At 64.3% G+C, this 21803-nt stretch carries 18 protein-coding genes; 8 read left to right on the top strand and 10 right to left on the bottom strand.

Annotated elements, in window-relative coordinates; all coding sequences use genetic code 11:
• Positions 1-21 precede the first annotated feature (21 nt).
• A complete protein-coding gene (locus BJY26_RS10960; RefSeq protein ID WP_179428208.1) occupies positions 22-402 on the bottom strand; it encodes a PASTA domain-containing protein in 381 nt (126 codons plus the stop codon).
• A 91-nt stretch (positions 403-493) separates the two neighbouring features.
• Complete coding sequence (locus BJY26_RS10955) at positions 494-2095, bottom strand: peptide chain release factor 3 (RefSeq protein WP_179428206.1); 1602 nt, start codon at positions 2093-2095, stop codon at positions 494-496.
• Between the two features lie 41 nt (positions 2096-2136).
• On the opposite strand from BJY26_RS10955, the gene BJY26_RS10950 reads away from it, so the two are divergent.
• A complete protein-coding gene (locus tag BJY26_RS10950; protein ID WP_179428204.1) occupies positions 2137-2505 on the top strand; it encodes a hypothetical protein in 369 nt (122 codons plus the stop codon).
• A gap of 13 nt (positions 2506-2518) precedes the next feature.
• Here BJY26_RS10950 and hrpA read toward each other — a convergent pair whose 3' ends face one another.
• Complete coding sequence (gene hrpA / locus BJY26_RS10945; protein ID WP_179428202.1) at positions 2519-6394, bottom strand: ATP-dependent RNA helicase HrpA; 3876 nt, start codon at positions 6392-6394, stop codon at positions 2519-2521.
• 75 nt (positions 6395-6469) lie between these two features.
• Here hrpA and BJY26_RS19090 point away from each other — a divergent pair, with 75 nt between their 5' ends.
• Positions 6470-7669 carry a TIGR01906 family membrane protein gene (locus tag BJY26_RS19090; RefSeq protein WP_179428200.1) on the top strand — a complete coding sequence of 400 codons (1200 nt, stop codon included), beginning with the start codon at positions 6470-6472 and terminating at the stop codon, positions 7667-7669.
• Between the two features lie 88 nt (positions 7670-7757).
• On the opposite strand, the gene gdhA is transcribed toward BJY26_RS19090, so the two are convergent.
• Positions 7758-9101: an NADP-specific glutamate dehydrogenase gene (gene gdhA, locus BJY26_RS10935; RefSeq protein WP_179428198.1), complete on the bottom strand. Its 1344-nt coding sequence runs from the start codon at positions 9099-9101 to the stop codon at positions 7758-7760.
• 65 nt (positions 9102-9166) lie between these two features.
• Here gdhA and BJY26_RS10930 point away from each other — a divergent pair, with 65 nt between their 5' ends.
• The 4 genes from BJY26_RS10930 to BJY26_RS10915 all read left to right on the top strand — a co-directional run bounded on the left by BJY26_RS10930 (position 9167) and on the right by BJY26_RS10915 (position 13236).
• On the top strand, positions 9167-10300 hold the full coding sequence (locus tag BJY26_RS10930; RefSeq protein ID WP_179428196.1) for an FAD-dependent oxidoreductase: 1134 nt from the start codon (positions 9167-9169) through the stop codon (positions 10298-10300).
• Between the two features lie 96 nt (positions 10301-10396).
• Complete coding sequence (locus BJY26_RS10925) at positions 10397-11143, top strand: FadR/GntR family transcriptional regulator (RefSeq protein WP_179428194.1); 747 nt, start codon at positions 10397-10399, stop codon at positions 11141-11143.
• Complete coding sequence (locus BJY26_RS10920) at positions 11140-12372, top strand: CynX/NimT family MFS transporter (protein ID WP_179428192.1); 1233 nt, start codon at positions 11140-11142, stop codon at positions 12370-12372. The genes BJY26_RS10925 and BJY26_RS10920 overlap by 4 nt, the downstream gene beginning before the upstream one ends.
• Before the next feature lie 33 nt (positions 12373-12405).
• Positions 12406-13236: an aldo/keto reductase gene (locus BJY26_RS10915; protein ID WP_179428190.1), complete on the top strand. Its 831-nt coding sequence runs from the start codon at positions 12406-12408 to the stop codon at positions 13234-13236.
• 25 nt (positions 13237-13261) lie between these two features.
• Here BJY26_RS10915 and BJY26_RS10910 read toward each other — a convergent pair whose 3' ends face one another.
• Entirely contained in the window at positions 13262-14266 is a 1005-nt protein-coding gene (locus BJY26_RS10910) for an aldo/keto reductase family protein (RefSeq protein ID WP_179428188.1), read from the bottom strand.
• A gap of 65 nt (positions 14267-14331) precedes the next feature.
• On the opposite strand from BJY26_RS10910, the gene BJY26_RS10905 reads away from it, so the two are divergent.
• Together BJY26_RS10905 and BJY26_RS10900 are read left to right on the top strand one after the other, a co-directional pair.
• Positions 14332-15255: an LLM class F420-dependent oxidoreductase gene (locus tag BJY26_RS10905; RefSeq protein ID WP_179428186.1), complete on the top strand. Its 924-nt coding sequence runs from the start codon at positions 14332-14334 to the stop codon at positions 15253-15255.
• 117 nt (positions 15256-15372) lie between these two features.
• Positions 15373-16554, top strand: coding sequence for a coiled-coil domain-containing protein (locus BJY26_RS10900; protein WP_179428184.1), 1182 nt, complete (start codon positions 15373-15375; stop codon positions 16552-16554).
• A gap of 104 nt (positions 16555-16658) precedes the next feature.
• Here the strand turns inward: BJY26_RS10900 and BJY26_RS10895 are convergent, their stop codons facing one another.
• The 5 genes from BJY26_RS10895 to BJY26_RS10875 form a co-directional block, all read right to left on the bottom strand.
• Positions 16659-19082 (bottom strand): transglycosylase domain-containing protein, encoded by a 2424-nt coding sequence (locus BJY26_RS10895; protein WP_237249009.1) that lies wholly within the window; start codon positions 19080-19082, stop codon positions 16659-16661.
• 165 nt (positions 19083-19247) lie between these two features.
• Complete coding sequence (locus BJY26_RS10890; protein WP_179428182.1) at positions 19248-19733, bottom strand: DUF6069 family protein; 486 nt, start codon at positions 19731-19733, stop codon at positions 19248-19250.
• A 56-nt stretch (positions 19734-19789) separates the two neighbouring features.
• A complete protein-coding gene (locus tag BJY26_RS10885) occupies positions 19790-20779 on the bottom strand; it encodes an SGNH/GDSL hydrolase family protein (RefSeq protein ID WP_179428180.1) in 990 nt (329 codons plus the stop codon).
• Between the two features lie 79 nt (positions 20780-20858).
• The gene (locus tag BJY26_RS10880) at positions 20859-21215 is read right to left on the bottom strand and encodes a PRC-barrel domain-containing protein (protein WP_179428178.1); all 357 of its coding nucleotides are present in this window, start codon (positions 21213-21215) and stop codon (positions 20859-20861) included.
• 78 nt (positions 21216-21293) lie between these two features.
• Positions 21294-21431, bottom strand: coding sequence for a hypothetical protein (locus BJY26_RS10875; protein ID WP_179428176.1), 138 nt, complete (start codon positions 21429-21431; stop codon positions 21294-21296).
• Positions 21432-21803 lie beyond the last annotated feature (372 nt).

Raw genomic sequence — 21803 nt, 5'->3', positions numbered from 1 at the left:
GGCGCGGGCAAAGCCGGACGGTTACGCGCGATCCGGGACCGGGGCTCTCGGGCTCCCGTGCGTTGCCGGTTCGGGGTAGGTGTGCGGCACATCGAGTTCGACGGTGCTCATGGGCGGATCGAGCCTGGGCGGTCGCGGCTCGCGGTCGCCCGATCCGTCTCCTCCGCCGGCGCTGGCATGGATGGCGACGACGCTGCCGCGGGTGGCCTGCTCTCCGGCTTCCGGAGACTGCCAGCGGACGACGTAGTGCCCCGGCCAGTCGATCTCGCCAAGCGGCCTGCCGTCTTGATCGGCTGCGTACAACGTCAATTCGAGAACATCGCATGCCAAACGCGCATCATCGATCTGCCCACCGACCAGGTTGGGCACTGTCACCGTGGGGTCGAATGCTTGGGTAGCCATATCCGCTTCAACCGTCCAGTTTACTCCGGAACCGCACACGTGAGCGGGGAAAACGTGCTCCTTCTGCCCGGCGGAGATTTGCCGGCGCGGCTTACGAGACGACCAGCGGTTCGAGGACGATGCCGGGGTGTTCGCGTTCGACCCCGGCCAGGCGCCACCTGTCGGAGAACAATGCGAGCAACTCGCCGTCCGAGCGAGAGAGCACCTCGACCGACCGTTCCCGGCCGAGCTGGGGGATCCAATCCGGAGTGGTGCGGCGGGCAAGAGAGAAATCGAGCCGTTCAAGCTTCACCGGCGCGTTGAATTCGTTGTTCATCCGGTCTTCGGCCACCTCGAACTGCATCGGGCCGACCGCGCCGAGAACCGGTGCCTGGTCGCCGCGCAGGTCCGAGCGGAGCACCTGCACGACGCCTTCGTGGTCGAGCTGCGAGATGCCGCGGCGGAACTGCTTGTACTTCGACGAATCCTTGGCCCGGATCACCATGAAGTGCTCCGGCGCGAAAGTGGGAATTGGCGGGAACGAGACGGGCTTGTCCACATAGAGGCTGTCACCGACGCGCAGCGCCGACGCATTCACCAGGCCCACCACGTCACCCGGATACGCCTCGTCGATCACCTCGCGGTCGCGGCCGAAGACGTGCTGGGCGTATTTGGTGGCAAACGGTTTGCCGGTCGCGGCGTGAGTGACAACCATGCCGCGGGTGAAAAGCCCCGAGCACACGCGCACAAAGGCGAGCCTGTCCCGATGCGCCGTGTCCATTCCTGCCTGCACCTTGAAGACAAAACCGGAGAACGGCGCGTCAACGGGGCGCAGCTCGCCGTCCGAGTCGGGACGAGCCTCGGCGTACGGCGCGAGGTCGACGAGAGTGTCGAGCAGCTGGTGGACGCCGAAGTTCAACACTGCCGAGCCGAACATCACCGGCGTCGTCCGGCCGGCCAGGAATGCGTCCTGATCGTGCTGTTGGTCTTCGAGTTCGAGCAGCCCGGACTCCTCGACGGCCGTCGACCACGCCTGTCCTTCCATGTCGGACGCCGCGTCGGCATCGAAGCGTTCTTCGCCGGCAATAGTGGCGCCGCCCTCGGTGCGGGTGAATTTGATGTACTGACCGGTTCTGCGGTCGAGGACGCCGCGGAAGTCGCCGGAATCGCCGACCGGCCACGTCAACGGTGTCGGCAGCAGTCCTGTGCGCTCCAGCACTTCATCCATCAGTTCGAGCGCTTCGTTGCCGGGCCTGTCCCATTTGTTGATCACCGTGATGATGGGGATGCCCCGATGCCGACAGACCTCGAAGAGTTTCATGGTCTGCGTCTCGAGGCCCTTTGCCGCATCAACGAGCATGACGGCGCAATCCACGGCCGACAGCACGCGGTAGGTGTCCTCGGAGAAGTCGGCGTGGCCGGGGGTGTCCAGCAAATTGATCACCGTGTCGCGGTACTCGAACTGCAGGGCAGCCGACGAGATCGAGATGCCGCGCTCGCGTTCCATGGTCATCCAGTCGGACACCGTGCCGCGGCGTCCGGCCTTGCCGTGCGTCGCTCCGGCTTGGCCGATCACCCGGGCGTGCAGCGCCAGCGCTTCGGTCAACGTGGACTTGCCGGCGTCCGGGTGCGAAATCACGGCGAACGTGCGTCGGCGGCGTGCTTGGGCCAGGACTTCGGACGGGGAACTCACCGCACAATCGTACTGGCTCACCGGGCCGGATCGTCAGCCGCGGTCGTTACACTTGCCTCATCATGGCTAAACCGCGCCCGCGTATCCACACCCATCCGTCTCCGCGGCCGGCCGGGAAGCAGCTGCCGCGGTGGTTGCTGCCCGTGCTCTGCGCCGTCGTGGTCATTCCGCTGCTGTTCTTGTCCGTTGCCTTTGCCATCGGCGTCGGCACCTATTCGTCGTCGCCGGTCGTGACGAATGCGCCCGCGGCCGAGCGAGCGAAATTCATGACCATGTTCATCGCTCCTCTCGTGGCGTCGGGCCTGGCCGTCGCGGCGTGGGGCATCCTGCTGTTCCGCCGGAGCCTCCGGTGGCAGATCGTCTATGCCGCAATCGCCGTGGTGTTGGCCGGCGCAACGCCGCTGTCCTGGTTTCCGCTGGGGTTCGTCTGAGGTGCCTTTCCGACTATCGGGCCGCCGCCAAAGCTTTGCGAATGCGCTGTTCGGAGACCGGGTATGCGGTGCCGAGCTGCTGGGCGAATAGGCTCACCCGCAACTCTTCGATCATCCAACGCACGTGCGACAGCGCGGGCCCGGGCACTGCCGACTTCGGCAACGCCGACAGCGCCTTTTCGTACTCGTCGGTCATGGCGCCGACCCGGTCGGCACGGCTGCGGTCGGCCTGCGGGTTCTCGGCGGCCTTGTCCAGTCGGATTCGTGCCGCGGCAACGTAGCGCGGCACGTGGTGCAGTTGTTCCCAGCCGGTCTCTGCAATGAATCCCGGGTGGACCAGTGCGTCTATTTGCGCGCGGATGTCGGCAAGCACGGGCAGCAGCGTCAGGCTTTTCGTCCCGGAGATCTGCCTATCGAGTTCCCCGTACCGGGCGAGGATCTCGCCGACGACTTTGACGACGTCGAAAGCGGCGTCCACCAGTCGCTCGGCCACGAAGGAGCGCAGCCGCACGAACCCGTCCCGCTCACGCACGTTCGACTCGGGCGTCAGCCCGTATTCGAGCATGAGCCGGTCGGCGGCCGCGACGACGCAATCGTCGAGAATGGCGTCCACGCCCGCCGGTTGCCTGGCGAAGACCAGCTTTTCAGTGTTGCTCAAATGCTCCCGCACGTACCCGGCCGGCGACGGTACCGAGAGCAGCACCAGCTTCCGGACGCCGTGCCACGTGGCCTGCTGCGCGTCTTCCTGGCGCGGGCGGACCGCGACCGAGACCGTGTCCCCGTCGTCCACCAGCGCGGGATATCCCTGAACCCGGTGGCCGCCCGCCTCCCGCTCGAACGCGTCGTCCAGCGTGCCGAAGTCCCACTCGGTGACGCCGCGGCGTTCGACGGTCGAGGCCGCTTCGGACAGCCGGCGCTGGGCGGTCGGGGCAACTGTCTCGCGCAACGCGGCCAGGTCGGTGTCTTCGCGCAGCGCCCGGCCGCCCACGTCAACGATGCGGAACGTCATCCGCAAATGGTCGGGCACTTTGGACATGTCGAAGTCGCCGGCACGTACTGTCTGCTCCCCCGGCGCCGAGAGCTCGGCGGCCAACGCGTCCCGGATATCGCCGGCGTACGGTTCCAACGTCGCGGCGGCACGGGCGGCCACGTCGGGTGCCGGCACGAAATGCCTGCGCACCGGCTTGGGCAGTGACCGGATCAACGCGGTGATCAGTTCAACCCGCAGGCCCGGAATTTGCCACGTGAACACGGCGTCGTCGATCTGCCCTAAGATCTCGATCGGAAGGGCGACAGTCACGCCGTCCGCTTCGGTGCCCGGCTCGAATTGATACGTCAGCGGGGCTTCCGTACCGTCCGGCAGCGGCCAGCTGACCGGAAAATCGGCGTCGTCGACGTCGGCCGCCGCCTCGTCGACAAGCATGTCCGGCGTGAAGTCGAGCAGGTTCGGGGCGTCGCGACCGGCTTTCTTCCACCAAGCATCGAAATGTCTCGCCGAGACGACATCGGCGGGGATCCGCTCGTCGTAGAACGCGAAAAGCGTCTCGTCGTCGACGAGCATGCCGCGCCGCGTCCTCGATTCGAGTTCCTCGACGTCGGCGACCAAGCGGCGATTACGCGCCAAGAACCGATGCCGGGTCTTCCAATCGCCTTCAACGAGCGCCCGGCGGATGAAGAGATCGCGGCTGAGCTCGGGGTCGATCCGTCCGTACTGCACGCGTCGACCGTCGACGACCGGGAGTCCGAGCAGCGTGACCTTCTCCGATGCCATCACAGCGCCGCGCTTAGCCTCCCAGTGCGGATCACTGTAGCCATGTTTCAACAAGTCGCCGGCTTGTTGCAGCAACCAGTCCGGTTCGATGCGGGCGTTCATGCGCGCCCACAGCCTGCTGGTCTCGACGAGTTCGGCCGACATGATCCACTTCGGCGGTTTCTTGAACAACGCGGAGCCCGGGAAAACGGCGAACTTCGTGCCGCGGACGCCGTGGAAATCGCCGCGAGGGCGACCGGATCGCCGGCTGGAGGATTTACGATCCGGTTCTATGCGCATTCCCACTTGCGTCAGCAGCCCGGTGAGCACCGACCTGTGTACGGACTCGGCGATCGCTTCGCGCTGCGGGTCGGGCTCGGCGCCGGGCTCGACATCGGGTTGCGCCCATTTCATCCGTGGTCCGGTAATACCTTGCGGGCGGGCCATATGCCGCAGCTGAGCGGCAAGATCCTGCCATTCGCGCAGCCGCATGAAGTTCAAATATTCTGCGCGGCACAATTTGCGGAATTGGTTCGACGACAACTCTTCCCGCCGCTGCTCGGCATAGGTCCACAAATTGAGCAGCGTGAGAAAATCCGAACGGTCATTGTCGAAGCGGCGGTGCTTTGCGTCCGCGGCATCCCGGGTTTCAGCCGGTCGCTCACGGGGGTCCTGAATCGACAGGGCCGCCACGATGACGAGAACCTCGGCAACGACGCCGCGCCGTTGCGCTTCGACGAGCATTCGCCCGAGCCGCGGATCGATGGGCAGGCCCGACAGCTGGCGGCCGATGCGGGTCAGTTTTGTCGCGCCGTCGCGCGTGCTTCGGAGCGCCCCCAGCTCGGTCAGGAGTGTGCGTCCGTCGCGGACGGCGCGCGAATCGGGGGGCTCGACGAACGGGAACGAGAGCAATTCGGCGTCCGTGCGCGCGAAACCGAGCGACGCCATTTGCAAGATGACGGCTGCCAGGTTGGTGCGCAGGATTTCCGGATCGGTGAATTCGGGCCGCGATTCGAAGTCCGCTTTGCCGTAGAGCCTGATGCAGATGCCGTCGCTGGTGCGCCCGCAACGGCCGGCGCGCTGATTGGCGCTGGCCTGCGAAATGCGTTCGATCGGCAGCCGTTGCACCTTTGTGCGATGTGAATACCGTGAGATCCGGGCGGTGCCGGTATCGATCACGTATTTGATGCCGGGCACCGTGAGCGAGGTCTCTGCCACATTGGTGGCCAATACGATTCGCGGGCGCGAATGGTCGGTGAATACCCGGTGCTGTTCGCCCGAGGACAGTCTGGCGTAAAGCGGGATGACGTCGACCGGGCGGGCTGCGGCTCCTCGCCGGCGTTCCAAGTGGCCGGTGAGCTGTTCGAGCGTGTCGCGGATTTCGCGTTCGCCGCTCAAAAAAACGAGGATGTCTCCGGGCGGCTCGCGCATCAGCTCGTCGACTGCGGCGATGATCCCCTCGCTTTGATCACGGGTACGCGAGGCGAGCGGATCGTCGTCCGCCTCGTCCGAGTCGTCCGCGTCGTCGCCGGAGCTCTCGGCCACCAACGGCCGATAGCGGATCTCGACCGGATAGGTGCGGCCGGACACTTCGATGATCGGAGCATCGAAGAAGTGCCGAGAGAACCGTTCCGGGTCGATCGTGGCCGACGTGATGATGACCTTGAGACCGGGGCGGCGCGGCAAGAGTCTTTTGAGGTACCCCAGGATGAAGTCGATATTGAGGCTGCGCTCGTGTGCTTCGTCGATGATGATGGCGCTGTAGCGCTTCAAATCGGGGTCGCGGCCGATCCCGGCCAGCAGAATCCCGTCGGTCATCACCTTCACTGCCGTATCGGCGGCCACCTGCGAGGTGAAGCGCACTTGATACCCGACGCGGCCGCCCAGCCTGCTGCCCAATTCGCCGGCAATCCGGTCGGCCACGGTACGCGCCGCGATCCGGCGCGGCTGCGTGTGGCCGATCAGCCCGCCCTCGTCGAGCCCCAGCTCGAGACAGATCTTCGGGAGTTGCGTGGTTTTGCCGCTGCCGGTCTCGCCGGCGATTATGACGACTTGATTGTCACGGATTGCCGCAGCAATGTCGTCACGGCGTGCACTGATGGGCAGATCGGGCGGGTAGGTAATGGGTGCGGCAGTCATCGTCACGCTCGATACTATCCCGACTGGCCAGCCGAAATCCGCAGGTTTACGAGGGTTGCGTGCCAAGATGAAGGTGTGAGTGACGCAAACGGCGTTCAAAAGTCCACTTCCCCGGAGGACGCAATGACCACCTCGACGACCGATACCGACGATCTCGTCACCCGGCGCTTGAATTCGCACAGCGAGCCGGCAGTTGACGAAGGGCCAGGCTCGGACGACACCGGCATGTCCGGCGGCGACGGTTCGACCAGTATCGATTTTGACGGCACCGAATCCGCCGGCGCTGATTCGACGGGTGCCGATCCGGCCAGTACTGATCCGGCCAGTACTGATCCGGCCGGTGCCGGTTCACCCAGTGCCGAGTCGACGGACACCGATTCCGCCGGCCCCACCACTGCGCGCGACGCCGGCAAGCCGTCGGTGCTCAGCGATGAAGAATGGGCCGCCGTCATGGCCGATGATGCTCCGGCGACCACCGAGGACGGACCCGCCGAGACGCAGACGGCCGATACGGACGCTCCGCGTTCGGTCGACCTGCACGTGCGCGAACGCAACGGTTCGAGGGAGGCGCACGGCTTCCTGGCCGGTCTGGCTCGTGTGTGGATCACCATCAGCGTGCCGCTGGTTGTGATCGCCTTGGCCATGCGCGTCGTCATCACGCCGGTGTTTTCGTGGTTCGAGTACAAGATTCGTCCGGGGTTCCCCGCCGACGCTTTCGGCTTCACGGGTGACGATCGGGTGCACTGGGCGTCGTACGTCAGCGGGTACCTGATGAACTTCGATGGTTCCCGGTTCCTGAGCAACCTCGTCTACCCCGGCAATGACGACAAGGTGCTGCAGGCCGGTAAGCCCGTGTTCAAGCCGGGCGAGGTCGCGCACATGCACGACGTCAAGACCGTGATCGTGATCTACTTCCTCGTCGCAACGATCTTGCTGATCGGTTCGATCATCTTCGGCATCTATTTGGCCAGGCGCACCCGCCGCGGCCTTTCGATGTCCTTGTTCTCGGGCTCCATAGTGACGCTGGTTTTCGTCATCGCGGTAGGCGTGTTCGCAGCATTGCGCTGGAACACGTTCTTCTCCGATTTCCATTCGGTGTTCTTCAAGAACGGCACCTGGACCTTCTACGACAACGACACCCTGATCCGGCTCTACCCCGACACGTTCTGGACCGACGCCGGCATCTTCATCGGTGGCGCCACCGTGATAGTTGCGATTCTGCTGCTGATCTTCAACTGGCCCCGCAAGCCTCGGGGACAGCGCACGGCTGTCTGAGTTCCTCCCACGTCAAAACCGCGCAGCCCGGAATGTTCCGGGCTGCGCGGTTTTGTGTTGCCGGCGGCGGCCGATCCGGCCGCATCGGTTAGATCAGGCCGTGCGCTTGCATGGCGTCGGCGACCTGGAGGAAGCCGGATACATTTGCACCGACCACGAGATTGCCGGGGGATGCGTACTCCTCGGCGGTCTCGGCGCAGCGCCGGTGGATGTCAATCATGATCTCGCTGAGCCGTTCTTCCGAATAGCCGAACGACCAGCTGTCGCGCGAGGCGTTCTGCTGCATTTCCAGTGCACTTGTCGCTACCCCGCCGGCGTTTGCCGCTTTGCCGGGGCCGAACGCGACCTTTGCCTCTTGCAGCACGTGCAGCGCTTCCGGAGTGGTAGGCATATTGGCGCCTTCCGCCACTGCCAGGCAGCCGTTCTTGACCAGCCGGACGGCGTCCGCCTCGGCCAGTTCGTTCTGCGTGGCCGACGGCAGTGCCACCTCGCACGGCACATCCCAGATCGACCCGCCCGCCACATAGTGGGCCGCCGCCTTTTCACCGGCGTATTCGCTGATGCGTTCGCGCCGCACTTCCTTGATGTCCTTGACCAGTTCGACGTCGATGCCCGATTCGTCGACGATGTAGCCGCTGGAGTCCGAACACGCCACGACCGTGCCGCCGAGCTGGTGCACCTTTTCGATCGCGTAAATTGCGACGTTGCCCGAGCCCGAGACGACGACGGTTCGACCGTCGAGCGACCCGCCGGTCGACTTCAACATCTCGTCGGCAAAGATCGCACAACCGTATCCGGTGGCCTCGGTGCGCACGCGGGCGCCGCCCCAGCCGATCCCCTTCCCCGTCAGCACGCCCGATTCGTAGCTGTTCGTGATTCGTTTGTACTGGCCGAACAGGTATCCGATCTCCCGCGAGCCCACGCCGATATCGCCGGCCGGCACGTCGCGGTATTCGCCGATGTGGCGATAGAGCTCGGTCATGAACGATTGGCAAAATCGCATCACCTCGGCGTCCGAGCGGCCCTTCGGATCGAAGTCCGCGCCTCCCTTTCCGCCTCCGATCGGCATGCCCGTCAACGCGTTCTTGAAGATCTGTTCGAAGCCGAGGAATTTGATGATCCCCAGCCCGACCGACGGGTGGAAACGCAGGCCGCCCTTGTACGGGCCCAGCGCGGAATTGAACTCGACGCGCATACCCCGGTTGACGTGCACCTCGCCGTTGTCGTCCTGCCACGGCACCCGGAAGATGATCTGCCGTTCAGGCTCGGAAATGCGTTCGATCAGCTTTTGATCGAGGAATTCCGGGTGCCTGTCGATGCACACCTCAAGGGAGCCCAATACTTCCCGCACCGCTTGGTGAAACTCGTCCTGAGCCGGGTTCCGGGCGACGATATCGTCATAAATAGCATCAATCGATTTAACCGTATTCACCCATCAAATATCCCAGCATGGGGTGGGTCACACCAATCGGGCCCGATATATGAGACTTTGGTCTCATGGTTGCCATGACCGCTGTCATCGCCGGAGCCGGAGTGTGCGGGCTTGCCACGGCCCACGCTTTGGCGGCGTCCGGCGTCTCCGTCGACGTGTTCGAACGGGGCCGCGCACTGCTCCGCGAGGGATCCGCCGTGACCCTCTGGGGAGGAGGCACGGGCATCCTCGAATCCTTGGGGGTGCCGGTGACCGATCTCGGCGTCCGACTCGAAACAATGGAACGCTGGACGCCGTCCGGAGACAAAGTGCTGTCGATCGACTTGACCCGGTCGGAAAAGCGATTCGGCTCCCCCGCCATCAGCGTCACGCGCGCCGAACTCATCGACGCACTGTCCGCCGGACTGCCGGTCGGCACCGTTCACTTCGGCTCCGCCTGTACCGATGCGGCCGACCTGGGAACCAGGGCCCGGCTGAACCTTGACGACGGCAGCGTGCACACCGGCGACTTCTTGATAGGTGCGGACGGCGTGCACTCGGCGGTGCGTGCGGCAATCCGCGGCGATACCGCCCGCGAGATGGGCTGGACCACGTGGCAGGGACTGACTCCCGTCGATTGCTCGGTCACCAACGGAACCAGCGGAGTCATGGTTGTCGGACCGGAGGGCATGTGCGGCATGAACCCGGCCGGAAACGGACTGTTGCAGTGGTGGTTCGACGTACCCGGCAGCTCGGACGATGACGGTGTCGAGACAATTCACCGGGCATTCGGGTCGTGGGAATGCGACGACGTGCAAAAGGTTCTTGCCGCAGCGCATTCGTCCGACATGCAACCGTTCGTGCATTTGCGTCACACCGTGCACAAGCGGTGGGGCCGAGGGCGGATCACGCTGGCCGGCGACGCCGCCCACGCCTGGCCGCCGTCGCTGGCACAAGGCGCCAATCAGGCCTTGGAGGATGCGTGGGTGCTCGGCCGAGTCGTCGGCCGAGCAACTACCGACCTCGAGACCATCGCTGCGTTACGCGATTACGAGGACGAGCGGTACCGGCGCGCGGCACTCGTGTCCGCGCTGTCCGGTGCCGAGGTGACGAAGAAGCCGGCGCCGGGGGTGTTCTTGAAATCGCTGCCGGACGGGCTGCTGAGTTCGCAAAATGCGCAGCTGACCAAATTCGTCAGCAACTACCTCAGTTCCCGGTAGCCTCCTCCTCCGCCCACTCGCGGGAGGGGTGTGCGAGAGGTTAGTTCGGCGCGAGGTAGGGTAATCATCGTATTTGTCCGACAATTGGAGGTTTGCATGTCGGCCCTGCACGCTCCGCGCCGCAGCGAGACTTTGTCGGCACAGGTCGCCGGTCAACTCCGCGAGCTGATAGCGGCCGGCGAATGGGCGGTCGGCCGGAAGATCCCGACCGAACAAGCACTCACCGAGTCGTTGCACGTCAGTCGCAACACCGTGCGTGAGGCCATCCGCTCGCTCGTTCATTCCGGCCTGTTGCAGGCCAGGCCGGGAGACGGAACGTATGTGCTGGCCACCAGCGAGTTGGAAGTCGCCATCCGGCGTCGGCTCGACACTGCGAAGTCGGACGACGTATTCGAAGTTCGCATGCTTTTGGAACAACGCGCCGCCCGTCTTGCCGCGCAGAACGCCACGCCGGATGATCTCGCTGCCATCCGCGCGTGCTTGACCGACCGGGATGCCGCACTGGCCGCCCGCGACGACGCGGCGTTCTTTGCGGCGGACGCCGCATTCCACCGTGCGGTTGTTCGCGCCGGACACAACGAGCTGCTTGCCGAGCTGCACGGCCACTTGGCGCAGGTGGCCGATTCGCTCGACATTGCACTGCTTGCCCCGTCCGGGCTTCAGCACTATCTCGACGACATCGATGGCGTGAACTCCCGTCACGACGCGTTGTTCGCCGCGATTGAAGACCGGAACGCCGCACTTGCCGAATCGGTCACCGGAGCGATAGTGCACAGCGCGCACGTCTCACACGCCGTCCCGCCGAGCGGTTCGCACTGTGCGGCGGAAGGGCACCGCTCATGACCGTTGAACCCGCGCCCGCGCGTATCCTCGGGTCGCGGCGCTGGCTGCTCGTCATCGGCATCATGGTGTTGGCCGCCAACCTGCGTTGCAGCATCACGAGTGTCGGCCCGGTCCTCGATTTCATCGCAGCCGATCTGCACATGTCGTCCGGCACGGCGGGCCTCCTCACCTCGATCCCGCTCCTCGGATTTGCCGCGTTCTCGCCCATTGCGCCGCTCGTCGCCGCACGTTGGGGAATGGAGCGCACCCTGTGGGCGGCGGTCGCCCTCCTCGGGTGCGCCATCGTGCTCCGCTCGGTCCCGGCGCCCGGAATGATCTGGGCAGGCACGGTCGGACTGGGCGGGGCCATCGCGTTCATCAACGTACTCCTTCCGCCGCTGCTCAAACGGGATTTTCCGAACCGGATCGGTCAACTCACCGGAATTTACTCCGCAGTACAAGGAGGGGTTGCCGCGCTTGCATCCGGCATTGCCGTGCCGATGGCCGGAGCAGACGGCCAGGCATGGCGATTGTCCCTGGGGATCTGGGCGGGACTTGCGCTCATCGGGCTTGCCGTGTTCGCCCCGCAACTTGCCAAACGGTCGGCACCGCCGACCGGAGCCACCGGCATCGAAACCGTCGGAGCGGCGGCGCGTTACCGGTCCCCATGGGGGTCGGCGCTGGCGTGGCAGGTCACGATCTTCATGGGTGTGCAGTCCATGATGTTCTTCGTCACGGCGGCGTGGGTTCCATCCATCGAACAGGCAATGGGAGGGTCGGCGACCCGAGCAGGCTGGCATCTGTTCTTGTTCCAACTCGTCGGGCTTCTGACCAGCCTGCTTACCTCAACGTTGATTCACCGCGTGCGCGACCAACGGGGCCTCTGCATTGCCGGCACGCTGTGCAGCGCCGTCGAGTTCACGGGCATCCTCCTCTTTCCGCAGGCAATGGTCGTGTGGATGATCTTTGCCGGACTGGGCAGCGGTAGCTGCATAGTGCTGGGGCTCAGCTTGTTCGGGCTGCGCACCGAACATCACCGTCAAGCCGCAGCCTTGTCCGGGATGGCCCAGTCCATCGGCTACCTGATTGCAGCGTGCGGACCGACGATGTTCGGACTCCTGCACGACCTCGGTTCCGGATGGACACTGCCGATCACCGCCATCGAAGTCTGCTTGGCAGTTCAGCTGGTCATGGCGACGCTGGCCGGCCGCGACCGTTTCATCGGCGTGCGACGCGTCACCGGCTCATAGCCGCACCGCCCGGCTCCACGATAGCGTGAGGGCATGACATCCACACCGGACGTAACTTTGAATGACGGAACAACTATGCCGGCCGTCGGATTCGGTACCTATCCGTTGACCGGCCAGGAAGCAACGGACGCCGTCTCCGACGCCATCGACATCGGCTATCGGCTGATCGACACGGCAGTGAATTACCGTAATGAGGAAGCCGTCGGCCGGGCAATTGCAGCCTCCGGCGTGCCGCGCGACGAATTGCGCATCACCACGAAGCTGCCGGGGCGTGACCACGGGTACCGGGAGACGTTGCGGTCGTGCCGCGAGTCTCTGCAGCGGCTTGGTCTGGATTACCTCGACATGTATTTGATCCACTGGCCGTTGCCGAAGCAAAACAGGTACATCGACACGTGGCGGGCATTCCGTCAGCTGCAACAGGACGGACTGGTCCGGTCGATCGGGGTGTCGAACTTCGCCGCCGAGCATCTTGCCGAACTCGAGCGAGAGGGCGGCACCGGGCCGGCAGTCAACCAGATCGAAGTGCATCCGTTCTTCCCGCAGCCCAATATGCTTCGGGTCAATTCCGCGCTCGGCATCGTGACCCAGTCGTGGAGTCCGCTCGGCCGAGCCAGCGGTGTCGTCGATGACGACCGCGTGACCGGCATCGCCGACGCACATTCCGTGACCCCGGCGCAGGTGGTCTTGCGGTGGCACGTTCAGCGCGGCGCCGTGCCGATCCCGAAATCGGGTACGCCGGAGCGGCGCCGCGCCAACCTCGACGTTTTCAGTTTTACTCTGAGCGACGACGAGATGTCAGTGCTGTCGGCCATGGAGACCGGTCGGCTCGGCGGCGATCCGGACGTACACGAAGAGTTCTAACGCGGGGCGCTCGAACTCCGGATAGCTAAGCCAGCCGGTTTTTCGGCGTGGCGATATTCGACGGATCCGTCACTGCCGAATCGCCAAGGGTGTCGGAGATCTTCGCCATGGCATCGTCCGGGATCTTGACGCCGCCGGCCTGCACGTTTTCCGCGATCTGTTCCGGACGCGAGGCCCCGACCAGGGCAGCTGCCACATTGTCGTTCTGCAACACCCACGCGATCGCCAACTGCGACATTTTCAGCCCGAGCTCGTCGGCAATGGGCTTCAAATTCTGCACGCGGGTGAGCAGATCGTCGTTCAGAAGGCTCTTGATGGTCTTGGCGCCGCCCTTGTCGTCGGTGGCGCGGGAGCCCGCGGGCGCTGCCTGGCCCGGCAGATACTTGCCGGACAGCACGCCCTGCGCCATGGGCGACCACACGATCTGGCTGATGCCGAGCTCGCGCGACGCCGGCACGACCTCCCCCTCGATCACCCGCCACAACGCCGAATACTGCGGCTGATTCGACACAATGGAAAAGCCCGCCTGGCGTGCCAGCTCCTGGCCGGCGCGCAGTTTGTCGGCCGGCCACTCCGAAACGCCGATATAGAGAGCCTTACCGGCGCGCACGACGTCCGCGAATGCCGCGATGGTCTCCTCGAGCGGCGTCTCGACGTCGAACCGGTGCGCCTGGTACAGGTCGACGTAGTCGGTCTGCAATCGGCGCAACGAATTGTCGATGCCTTCCATGATGTGTTTACGCGAAAGGCCCGTGTCGTTCGGTCCGGCCGGACCGACCGGGAAGTACACCTTCGTGAAGATCTCCAACGATTCGCGGCGCTGACCGGCCAGTGCCTTGCCGAGCACTTCTTCGGCGGCGCCATTCGCGTAGACGTCGGCAGTGTCGAACGTCGTGATGCCGGCATCCAGCGCAGCATGCACGCATTCGGTGGCGACGTCGTTCTCCACCTGTGAGCCGTGCGTGAGCCAGTTGCCGTACGTGATTTCGGAGATTTTCAGGCCGCTGTGGCCGAGGTATCGGTAATCCATCCTTCAAGAGTATTCCTGCGCACGCTCCGGCCATCGGGCGAGTCGCGCACGCTTAGGCTGAGCACATGAAACTTCGCATCTTCACCGAACCCCAACAAGGTGCCACGTACGACGATCTGCTTGCCGTCGCCCGCGCTACCGAAGACCTCGGCTTCGACGCGTTCTTCAGTTCCGACCACTACCTGCATATGGGCGATCACACGGATGGTCGGCCCGGGCCGACCGATGCGTGGACGACGCTGGCCGGCCTGGCACGGGAAACATCGCGGATTCGGCTGGGCACGCTCGTATCCTCCGTCACGTATCGATGGCCCGGAATCTTGGCCGTCCAAGCCGCGGGCGTCGATCAGATGTCCGGCGGCCGCGTCGAGATCGGTCTGGGCACCGGCTGGTATCGGCGCGAACACGAGGCCTACGGCATTCCGTTCCCGGCTCGCCGATTCGGCATGCTCGAAGAACAACTCGAGATCCTGACGGGGATCTGGAACACGCCGTCCGGCGGACGATTCAATTTCGACGGCGAACACTATTCGCTCGTCGATTGCCCCGGTCTGGCCACGCCGGTCCAAGCCACGCTGCCCGTCATCGTCGGCGGCGGCGGTCCGAGCAGGACGCCGGCGCTTGCCGCCCGGTTCGCCGGCGAGTTCAATTTGCCGTTCCCCGATCGCGCCGACATATCTGCAAAGTTCCGGAACGTGCGCGAGGCCTGCCAAGCCATCGAGCGCGATCCCGACACGCTGACCTACTCGACCAGCATGATCGCCGTCGTCGGACGCACCGAAGCCGAATTCGCCTCCCGGGCCGAGGCCATCGGACGCGATCCTGCCGAACTGCGCCGAGCGGGAATTGCCGGCACGGTGGACGAAGCCGCCGAAAGTTTGCAGGCTTTGGCCGCGGACGGCGTCGAACGGGTGTACCTTCAGATCATGGATCTGCAGGATCTCGACCATCTGGAGCTGATTGCACGGAGGGTGATGCCGCAGGTCTAATTCAACTCGGAGCATTCGGTGCGAGCGGCGCCGCTGTTTGAAAAGTTGCGGCGCGCTACCGGAATCTACCGGGATTTCCCCCCACATGCCCGTAGGCTTTCCTGCGGAGGTACCCCTATGCTATTTCGTCGTTCACGTGCTCACCGCGTGCTGGCCATCGCCCTTGGCGTGGTGCTCGGCACGGGTTTGCTGACCGCGCCGGCGGCTGCCAAATCGAAGTATCCGACCTGGAGCGACGTCAAGCACGCCAGGGAGCACGTGAGCGAGACGAAATCCGAGATCGGAACCATCACAAAGCTTTTGCACCATGTGCAGGCCAAGGCCGCCAAGCTCGGCGACGAAGCCGTCGAGAAGGGCGCCGAATACGATACGGCCCGCAGCAGACTGGACGCCGCGACCGCCAAGATGGAGCGGTTGAAGGACAAGCTCAAGCAGACCGAACGCGATCAGGCAGCCATGCAGAAGAAGGTCAGCCGCGTCGCCGTCCAGTCGTACAAGAACGGCGGATCGACGCCTTCGCCGTCCATGGCCTTGATGCTCAATCCGAGCCGCGCGAACAGCATGCTGGATGCCAGAAGCGACCTCGGTTTGCTCAGCTCGCGCAATTCCAAGCTCTTGGCTCGGGCCGAACAAGCCAAGAAATCCACCGAATCGCTGACGGCGCAGGCAAAGGTGGCCGCCGGCGAACGCAAGAAATTGTCCGACGCCGCCCATCGCGCCTTCGAAGCAGCGCAGGCGGCGAAGGCCGCGGCCGATCACGAGGTCGCGAAGGCGAAAAAACGCAGCAAGACGCTCGTGGCACAGTTGGCGACGTTGAAGCATCGCAGCGTCAAGGTCGAAAAGCGCTATCAGGACGGCGTGGCGGCGCGTAAGGCGTACCGCGCCCAGCAAGCGGCTGCCCGCCGAGCCGCCGAACGCGCCGCCGCCAGGCGTGCCCAGCAGGCGTCGTCCAGCTCGTCGGGAAGCACCAGCACGCCGTCGTACGGCGGCGGCAGCCCGTCCACGGCGCGGGCATACGCGCGGTCCCGGCTAGCGGCTTACGGCTGGAGCAGCAGCCAATACGGATGTCTGCTCAACCTGTGGAATCAGGAGTCGGACTGGGATACGTACGCCGTCAACCCGTCAAGCCACGCCTACGGCATCCCGCAGTCACTCCCGGCCAGCAAGATGGCCAGCGCCGGCTCCGATTGGCGCACCAATTACCGCACGCAGGTCAATTGGGGCCTCGGCTACATTCGCGCCAGCTATGGATCGCCGTGCGGCGCATGGTCGCACGAAGTCAGCCACAACTGGTACTAGACACACCGCGGAGGGATCGGCCCTCCGCGTGGGCGTAGAACGTGCAATACGCTCACGCGGAAGAGCTGGACCCACGTGGAACGGAGCGCGCACGGGCGAACCCGCTAATGTCCGCCGTGGCCGTGACCGTGGCCGTTGTTGCCGCCATGACCGTTGTGGACCGGATGCGACGGTGGCGGATGAGGGGCATTCGTCGGCTTCGTGGTCGGAGCCGTCGTCCGACTCGGCGGGCTGGACTTCGAAGACGACGGCGAGGACGGCTCCGTCGTGGTCGGATCCGATGACGGCGACGAACTTGTCGACGACGGCGAGGACGGCTCACCGGAATCGTTGGATTCCTGGTCGGGGTTGGTCGTCGGCTCGGGCGGTTCGGGCGGCGGCGTATACCCGAGGATGTCGTTGCCGGGTTTGGCGAATTTTCCGACCTTGTACCGTTTGGCGTTTTGCTTCATGAAGGCCTGCCAAGTCGGCCCGGAGATCGCGGCACCGTAGTTCGGGCCGTAATAGTGCCCGCCAACCGGTATCCGCCCATTGCCCAACGCCGGATCGTTACCGGTCGGGCTGCCCGTCCATACGGCCGTCGACATGCCCTTGGTGAATCCGTCGAGCCATCCGGCGCCCACCGAGAAGTTCGTCGTACCGGTCTTTGCTCCGGCCGGCATGCCGATCTTCAAATCCTCGGTGGTGCCCCCGTTGAATGTCTGGGTGAGGGCCCAGGCGACGCCGGTGGCGATTTTCTTTGAAATTGCCTGATGACAGTTCGCGCTGGGCACCGGCAGTTTCTTGCCTTTCGCGTTGGTGATCGACGTGATGCCGACGGGTGCGCAGTATTTGCCCTTGTCGGCGAACGCCGCGTAGGCCGACGCCATGTCCAGGGGCGTCGTGGTCACTGTGCCGAGAACCGATGACGGGAAGAGCGCGGGGATCGACCCGTTGGCGTTCTTGGCGTCCAACGACTTCCCGTTGCCCCACCGGACGCCGAGCTTTTTTGCCGCGCCTTGGATATCGCACATGTTGATCTCGTTGGCCATGGCGGCGAACGCCGTGTTCACCGATTGCACAGTCGCAGTCAGCGCCGACATCGAGCTCGTGCCTTCGCCGTCTTCCGAATTGTGAGGGTCCCACGCTCCGGCGTTCTTGGGACAGCCCTTGTAGGTCCACGAGCTCGCCGGGAAGTTCCGCCGCGTGGCGTCGACCCGATCGTGCAGAGTGTGACCGTCCTTCAGCCACGCCGCCAAGGTAAACACCTTATACGTGGATCCCACCTGGAATCCGCTCCCGCCGTGCAGCTTCTTCCCGACGTTGTAGTTGACTGATGTGTACCCGTCCTTGGGTTTGGGCGCCACCGAATATTTGCGGTTCTGCACCATGGCGAGCACTTTTCCGGTTCCGGGTTGCACAGTGGTGAGGGCTTGCCCGACTCCCGACGGGTCGGTGTCCGGCACACGCCCTGAAACGATCCGCTGAGCCGAGTGTTCGAGCTTCGGGTCGAGTGTCGTCTTGATGGTCAGGCCGCCGCGCGTGAGCAATCCGAGCCGATCGCTCACCGTCTTGCCGAACTGTGGCGACGTGGCGATCGTCTGTTCGACGTAGTCGCAGAAGTAGGCGGAAATGCCGGCGTTAGCGCAACCGTTCGACGTCTCGTGAATATTGAGGTTAAGGCCGGTCTTCTTTGCTTGGGCGTATTGCGAAGCATTGATGTACCCGTGCTCGTGCATTAAATGCAGCACCGTATTACGCCGGTTGAGCGCGGCCTTCGGATGGGTTTCGGGGTTGAAAGCGCTGGGGTCCTTGACGATACCGGCCAGCAAGGCCGCCTGCGGAATCGACAGTTTGCTGGCATGAATTCCCCAAAAATGCCTGCTGGCGGCCTCGACGCCGTACTGCCGGGGACTGCCTCCGTAGTTGTTGATGTTCAGATACCGGTTCAGGATTTCCTTCTTGCTGTACTTCTTCTCAATGGCGATCGCCAGTTTGGCCTGCCGAAGTTTGCGAGATATCCCCGACATCCCGGACGAGTCGGTCACCTTGGCGACCCGGGCCGCCGCCTTCTTCGAATCGCCGCCTTCCGCGGCCTGCTCGACCAGAACGTTCTTCACGTATTGCTGCGTCAGGGTCGACGCGCCTTGAAGATTGGGAGACAGCACATCGTGGACGGCGGCCCGGGCGATCCCCTGCAGGTCGACCCCGCCGTGCTGGAAGAACCGATAATCCTCGGTGGCGACCGTCGCGTCCTGCACCGTCTTGGAGATTTTCGACAACGGCTCTTCGATCCGGTTCTCCCAGTAGAACTTGGCAATGACCGACCCGTCAGCCGCCAACATGGTGCTGCTTTGCGCCAGCGGCTTTTCGGACAGCGTCGCCGGGAGCGAGTTGAACACTTTGATGCCGCTTTTCGTTCCACTGGCTGCCACACCCGCCGCCGGGATGCCGACGCCGGCCATCAGGACGCCGACCACGCAGCTGATTCCGATGAATCCGAAGAAGGCGCCAAGTGCGCTGCCTGCCGATTTGCCTTGAGAAACCACATCTGTACGATACGCCTCGTCTCCTGCCGATTCCGACGTTTCGCCCCGTGCCAGGGCTGAGCATTTCGTATGAATTCGGTGCCCGCGGCGCCGACCCGCCGGTCGACGGACCGGCCGGCCGCGTCCGGCAGAGCCGGGTCGACCAAGCCGGACGATCGGTCAGGCTCATGAGGATGCCGCTTCGACGGCGTGCGCGCGGCGGCGGGATTCGCGCCTCCCTTCGGTCCGTGACGCGCTGATTCTGAATCCGGTGATGACGACAACAGCTGCGGCAACGTGCATGCAGACGAGTATCGTCATGGCCGGCCGGTTCTGGGCAGTCGTCAGCGGGGAGATCAGCGACACCGCCGTCACCGCCACGGCGATCGTCGTCCAGACCGCCGCTGCATGCCGGGTGATTTTCCCGAGTGCCGCCAGCAGTCCCCACGCGAGGGCGCCCGTCACGACTACCGCCGCGACCACCGACGCGATGCCAATGGCCGTGGTTTCCGGGCCGGCGGCATAAACGAGTTGCACGTCGCCGACGCGCACGGCGGCAAACCAGATGCCGGCGTCGATCAATGCAGCCGCAAAGATCGTACAGATGCGAAGCATTCGGCAGCGCGTACGATCCGCCGATTCCGGTGTGTTGGAGCGGGTTGAAGCGAACATGTCAGACCCTTCGTCGGAGTTGATGTGTTCAACGTAGGCTCCGCATGCTTTGCTCGTTAGTGTCGAATGTCCTTTGTTCGGCAGGACATTTGTCCTAGCGTCGGTCGACGGGCGAGCCAAAACGCCACGCGCGTCGCCGGCCGCCGCTTTGGCCTGCGGTAGACGCGATGCGGGTACGGCTTCTTTTCGGCAATAAAGCGCGCGGACGCCGCACACACGCTCGGAAGTAGCACGTCGGCCGCCAGCGCATAACCCGCCGGCGACGGATGGAATCTGTCACTTGCGAACATTTCCGCCGAGAAATGCCGGAATATCGGCCCGAGCGAATCAACGAGCGACACCGTCCGGGCTCCGGCACGAAGGGCGACGATGGTTTGCGACAGTGCAAGCAGCTTGCCGTAGCGTCCCGCAATCAGCCGCAACGGCTGCAATAATGGTCGTTCGGCACCCATGTCCGGACACGTGGCGACCACGACCTCCGCCCCACGGGAACGCAAGAGACGGATCGACTCCCCCAGCAATTGCGCGGACCGGGAGATCGATCGAAGATGCATCACGTCGTTGCCGCCGACTACTATCAGACACACGTCCGGCCATCCGGCTGGGACCGCAGCACCGGCGATTTGAGCGGCAAGATCGCGCGTTTGGGCACCCGAAAAAGCGACGTTGCATAGGGCGACGGGACGCTTGGCTGCGGTTGCCAGACCGGCGGCCAGGTGCGAGCCGACTGTCTCGTCGGCGTGCGGCACTCCGACTCCTGCCGCATTTGAATCGCCGAGGATCGTCAAGCGAATCGGCTCGCCGCCGTAGCCGGGGTCGAAAAGCCCGGAGTCGTCCGGGGCGACGACTCGCAGCTTCGGCCCCGTGTGCCGTCTGGTCCAGGAGGCTTCGGCGACGAGAACGCCGCATGCGCCGACTACGGCCCCGGCGGCAGTGCCGAGCGATCGTGTTATCCGTAGTCCGACTCGTGACGCCTCGGCTCGGTCCGGTTGCGCGTTCGGCTCCGACCCGTCGTCCGGACTACGCGTTTCACGTGCACGAACCATATCCGCCGCCTCAGTGCGAGCATTCGTCCATCGGGCGTGCGCCGGATGGACGTTCGCCCTTATTCCCGACGCTACGCCCTCAGCGCCGACCGAGCCGCCGTTCGCCGGTCGCTCCGCGGTGGTATTCGTACCCGAAGTGTTCAAAGATCTCGGGTTCCTGGTCGCCAGTCAGCTCGCCTTCCGGCTCCAAGTACGGGGCCTCCTTCACGACGTCCTTTTCCCATTGGACGCGCACGTATTTCGGCGAGACGCGCGCACCGTCGAGTGGCACGAAGACGTATCGGCGCTTCCCCGGAAGGCCGATGCGAACCGTCGCGAAGACCGGCTGCTCGGTCGTGTTGTCGAAATACGTCTGCTCGAACGGGCCGATCTTCGATCCGTTGACGTCGACAACGTCCTCGCCCTGCCAGTCACGAATATCGTCCGCTTCGAACATCTCGCACCTCTTCTCTCGGTTCGCGTTCTTGTCATTATGCACAGTACCCAGTCCGTGCTCGCGGCGACACCCGTCCCGTCAGCGGATGCCGTTCATGGCCATCCAGAGGAGTGTCTTTTCGCGAGCGCGTTCGTATTCTGCCTGCGAGGAGGTTCGATCGGCGAACGAATCCAGCCAGGAGGAGAACCGATGTATTCGGCCGGTCAATGGTTTCATGGACTTAGCTCTTTTCTTTTTTCGGAATGTTTGTGACGATTTTTGGGCGCGGTCAAGCACGAATTTGGTCCTTTGTTGAAAATTGGCGTTATTCGGCGCAGTGACGGACCGGTATTTGCGTAGGATCCATCGAACCGAGCGATAAGAGAAAACGAAGTCGCTCGGAAACGGCGCTTCGTGACGGTGAGGCTGAGTGCCCGCTAGCCGCGGACGAGCAGCGGGCGAACCGGCGCGCAGAGATTCGCGGCGCAGATGCCCGTCGCATTAGCGATCAATCCATCAATATTAGTCATTTTCACGGTTCACCCCTTTCCTGACATTTCGCGCCTTTCGGAATTTATCCGCGGCGCGCTGTGGAACCATGATAAGCAC

Source organism: Spelaeicoccus albus, assembly GCF_013409065.1.
GTDB lineage: Bacteria > Actinomycetota > Actinomycetes > Actinomycetales > Brevibacteriaceae > Spelaeicoccus > Spelaeicoccus albus.
This window is presented reverse-complemented; position numbering and strand designations above follow the sequence as displayed.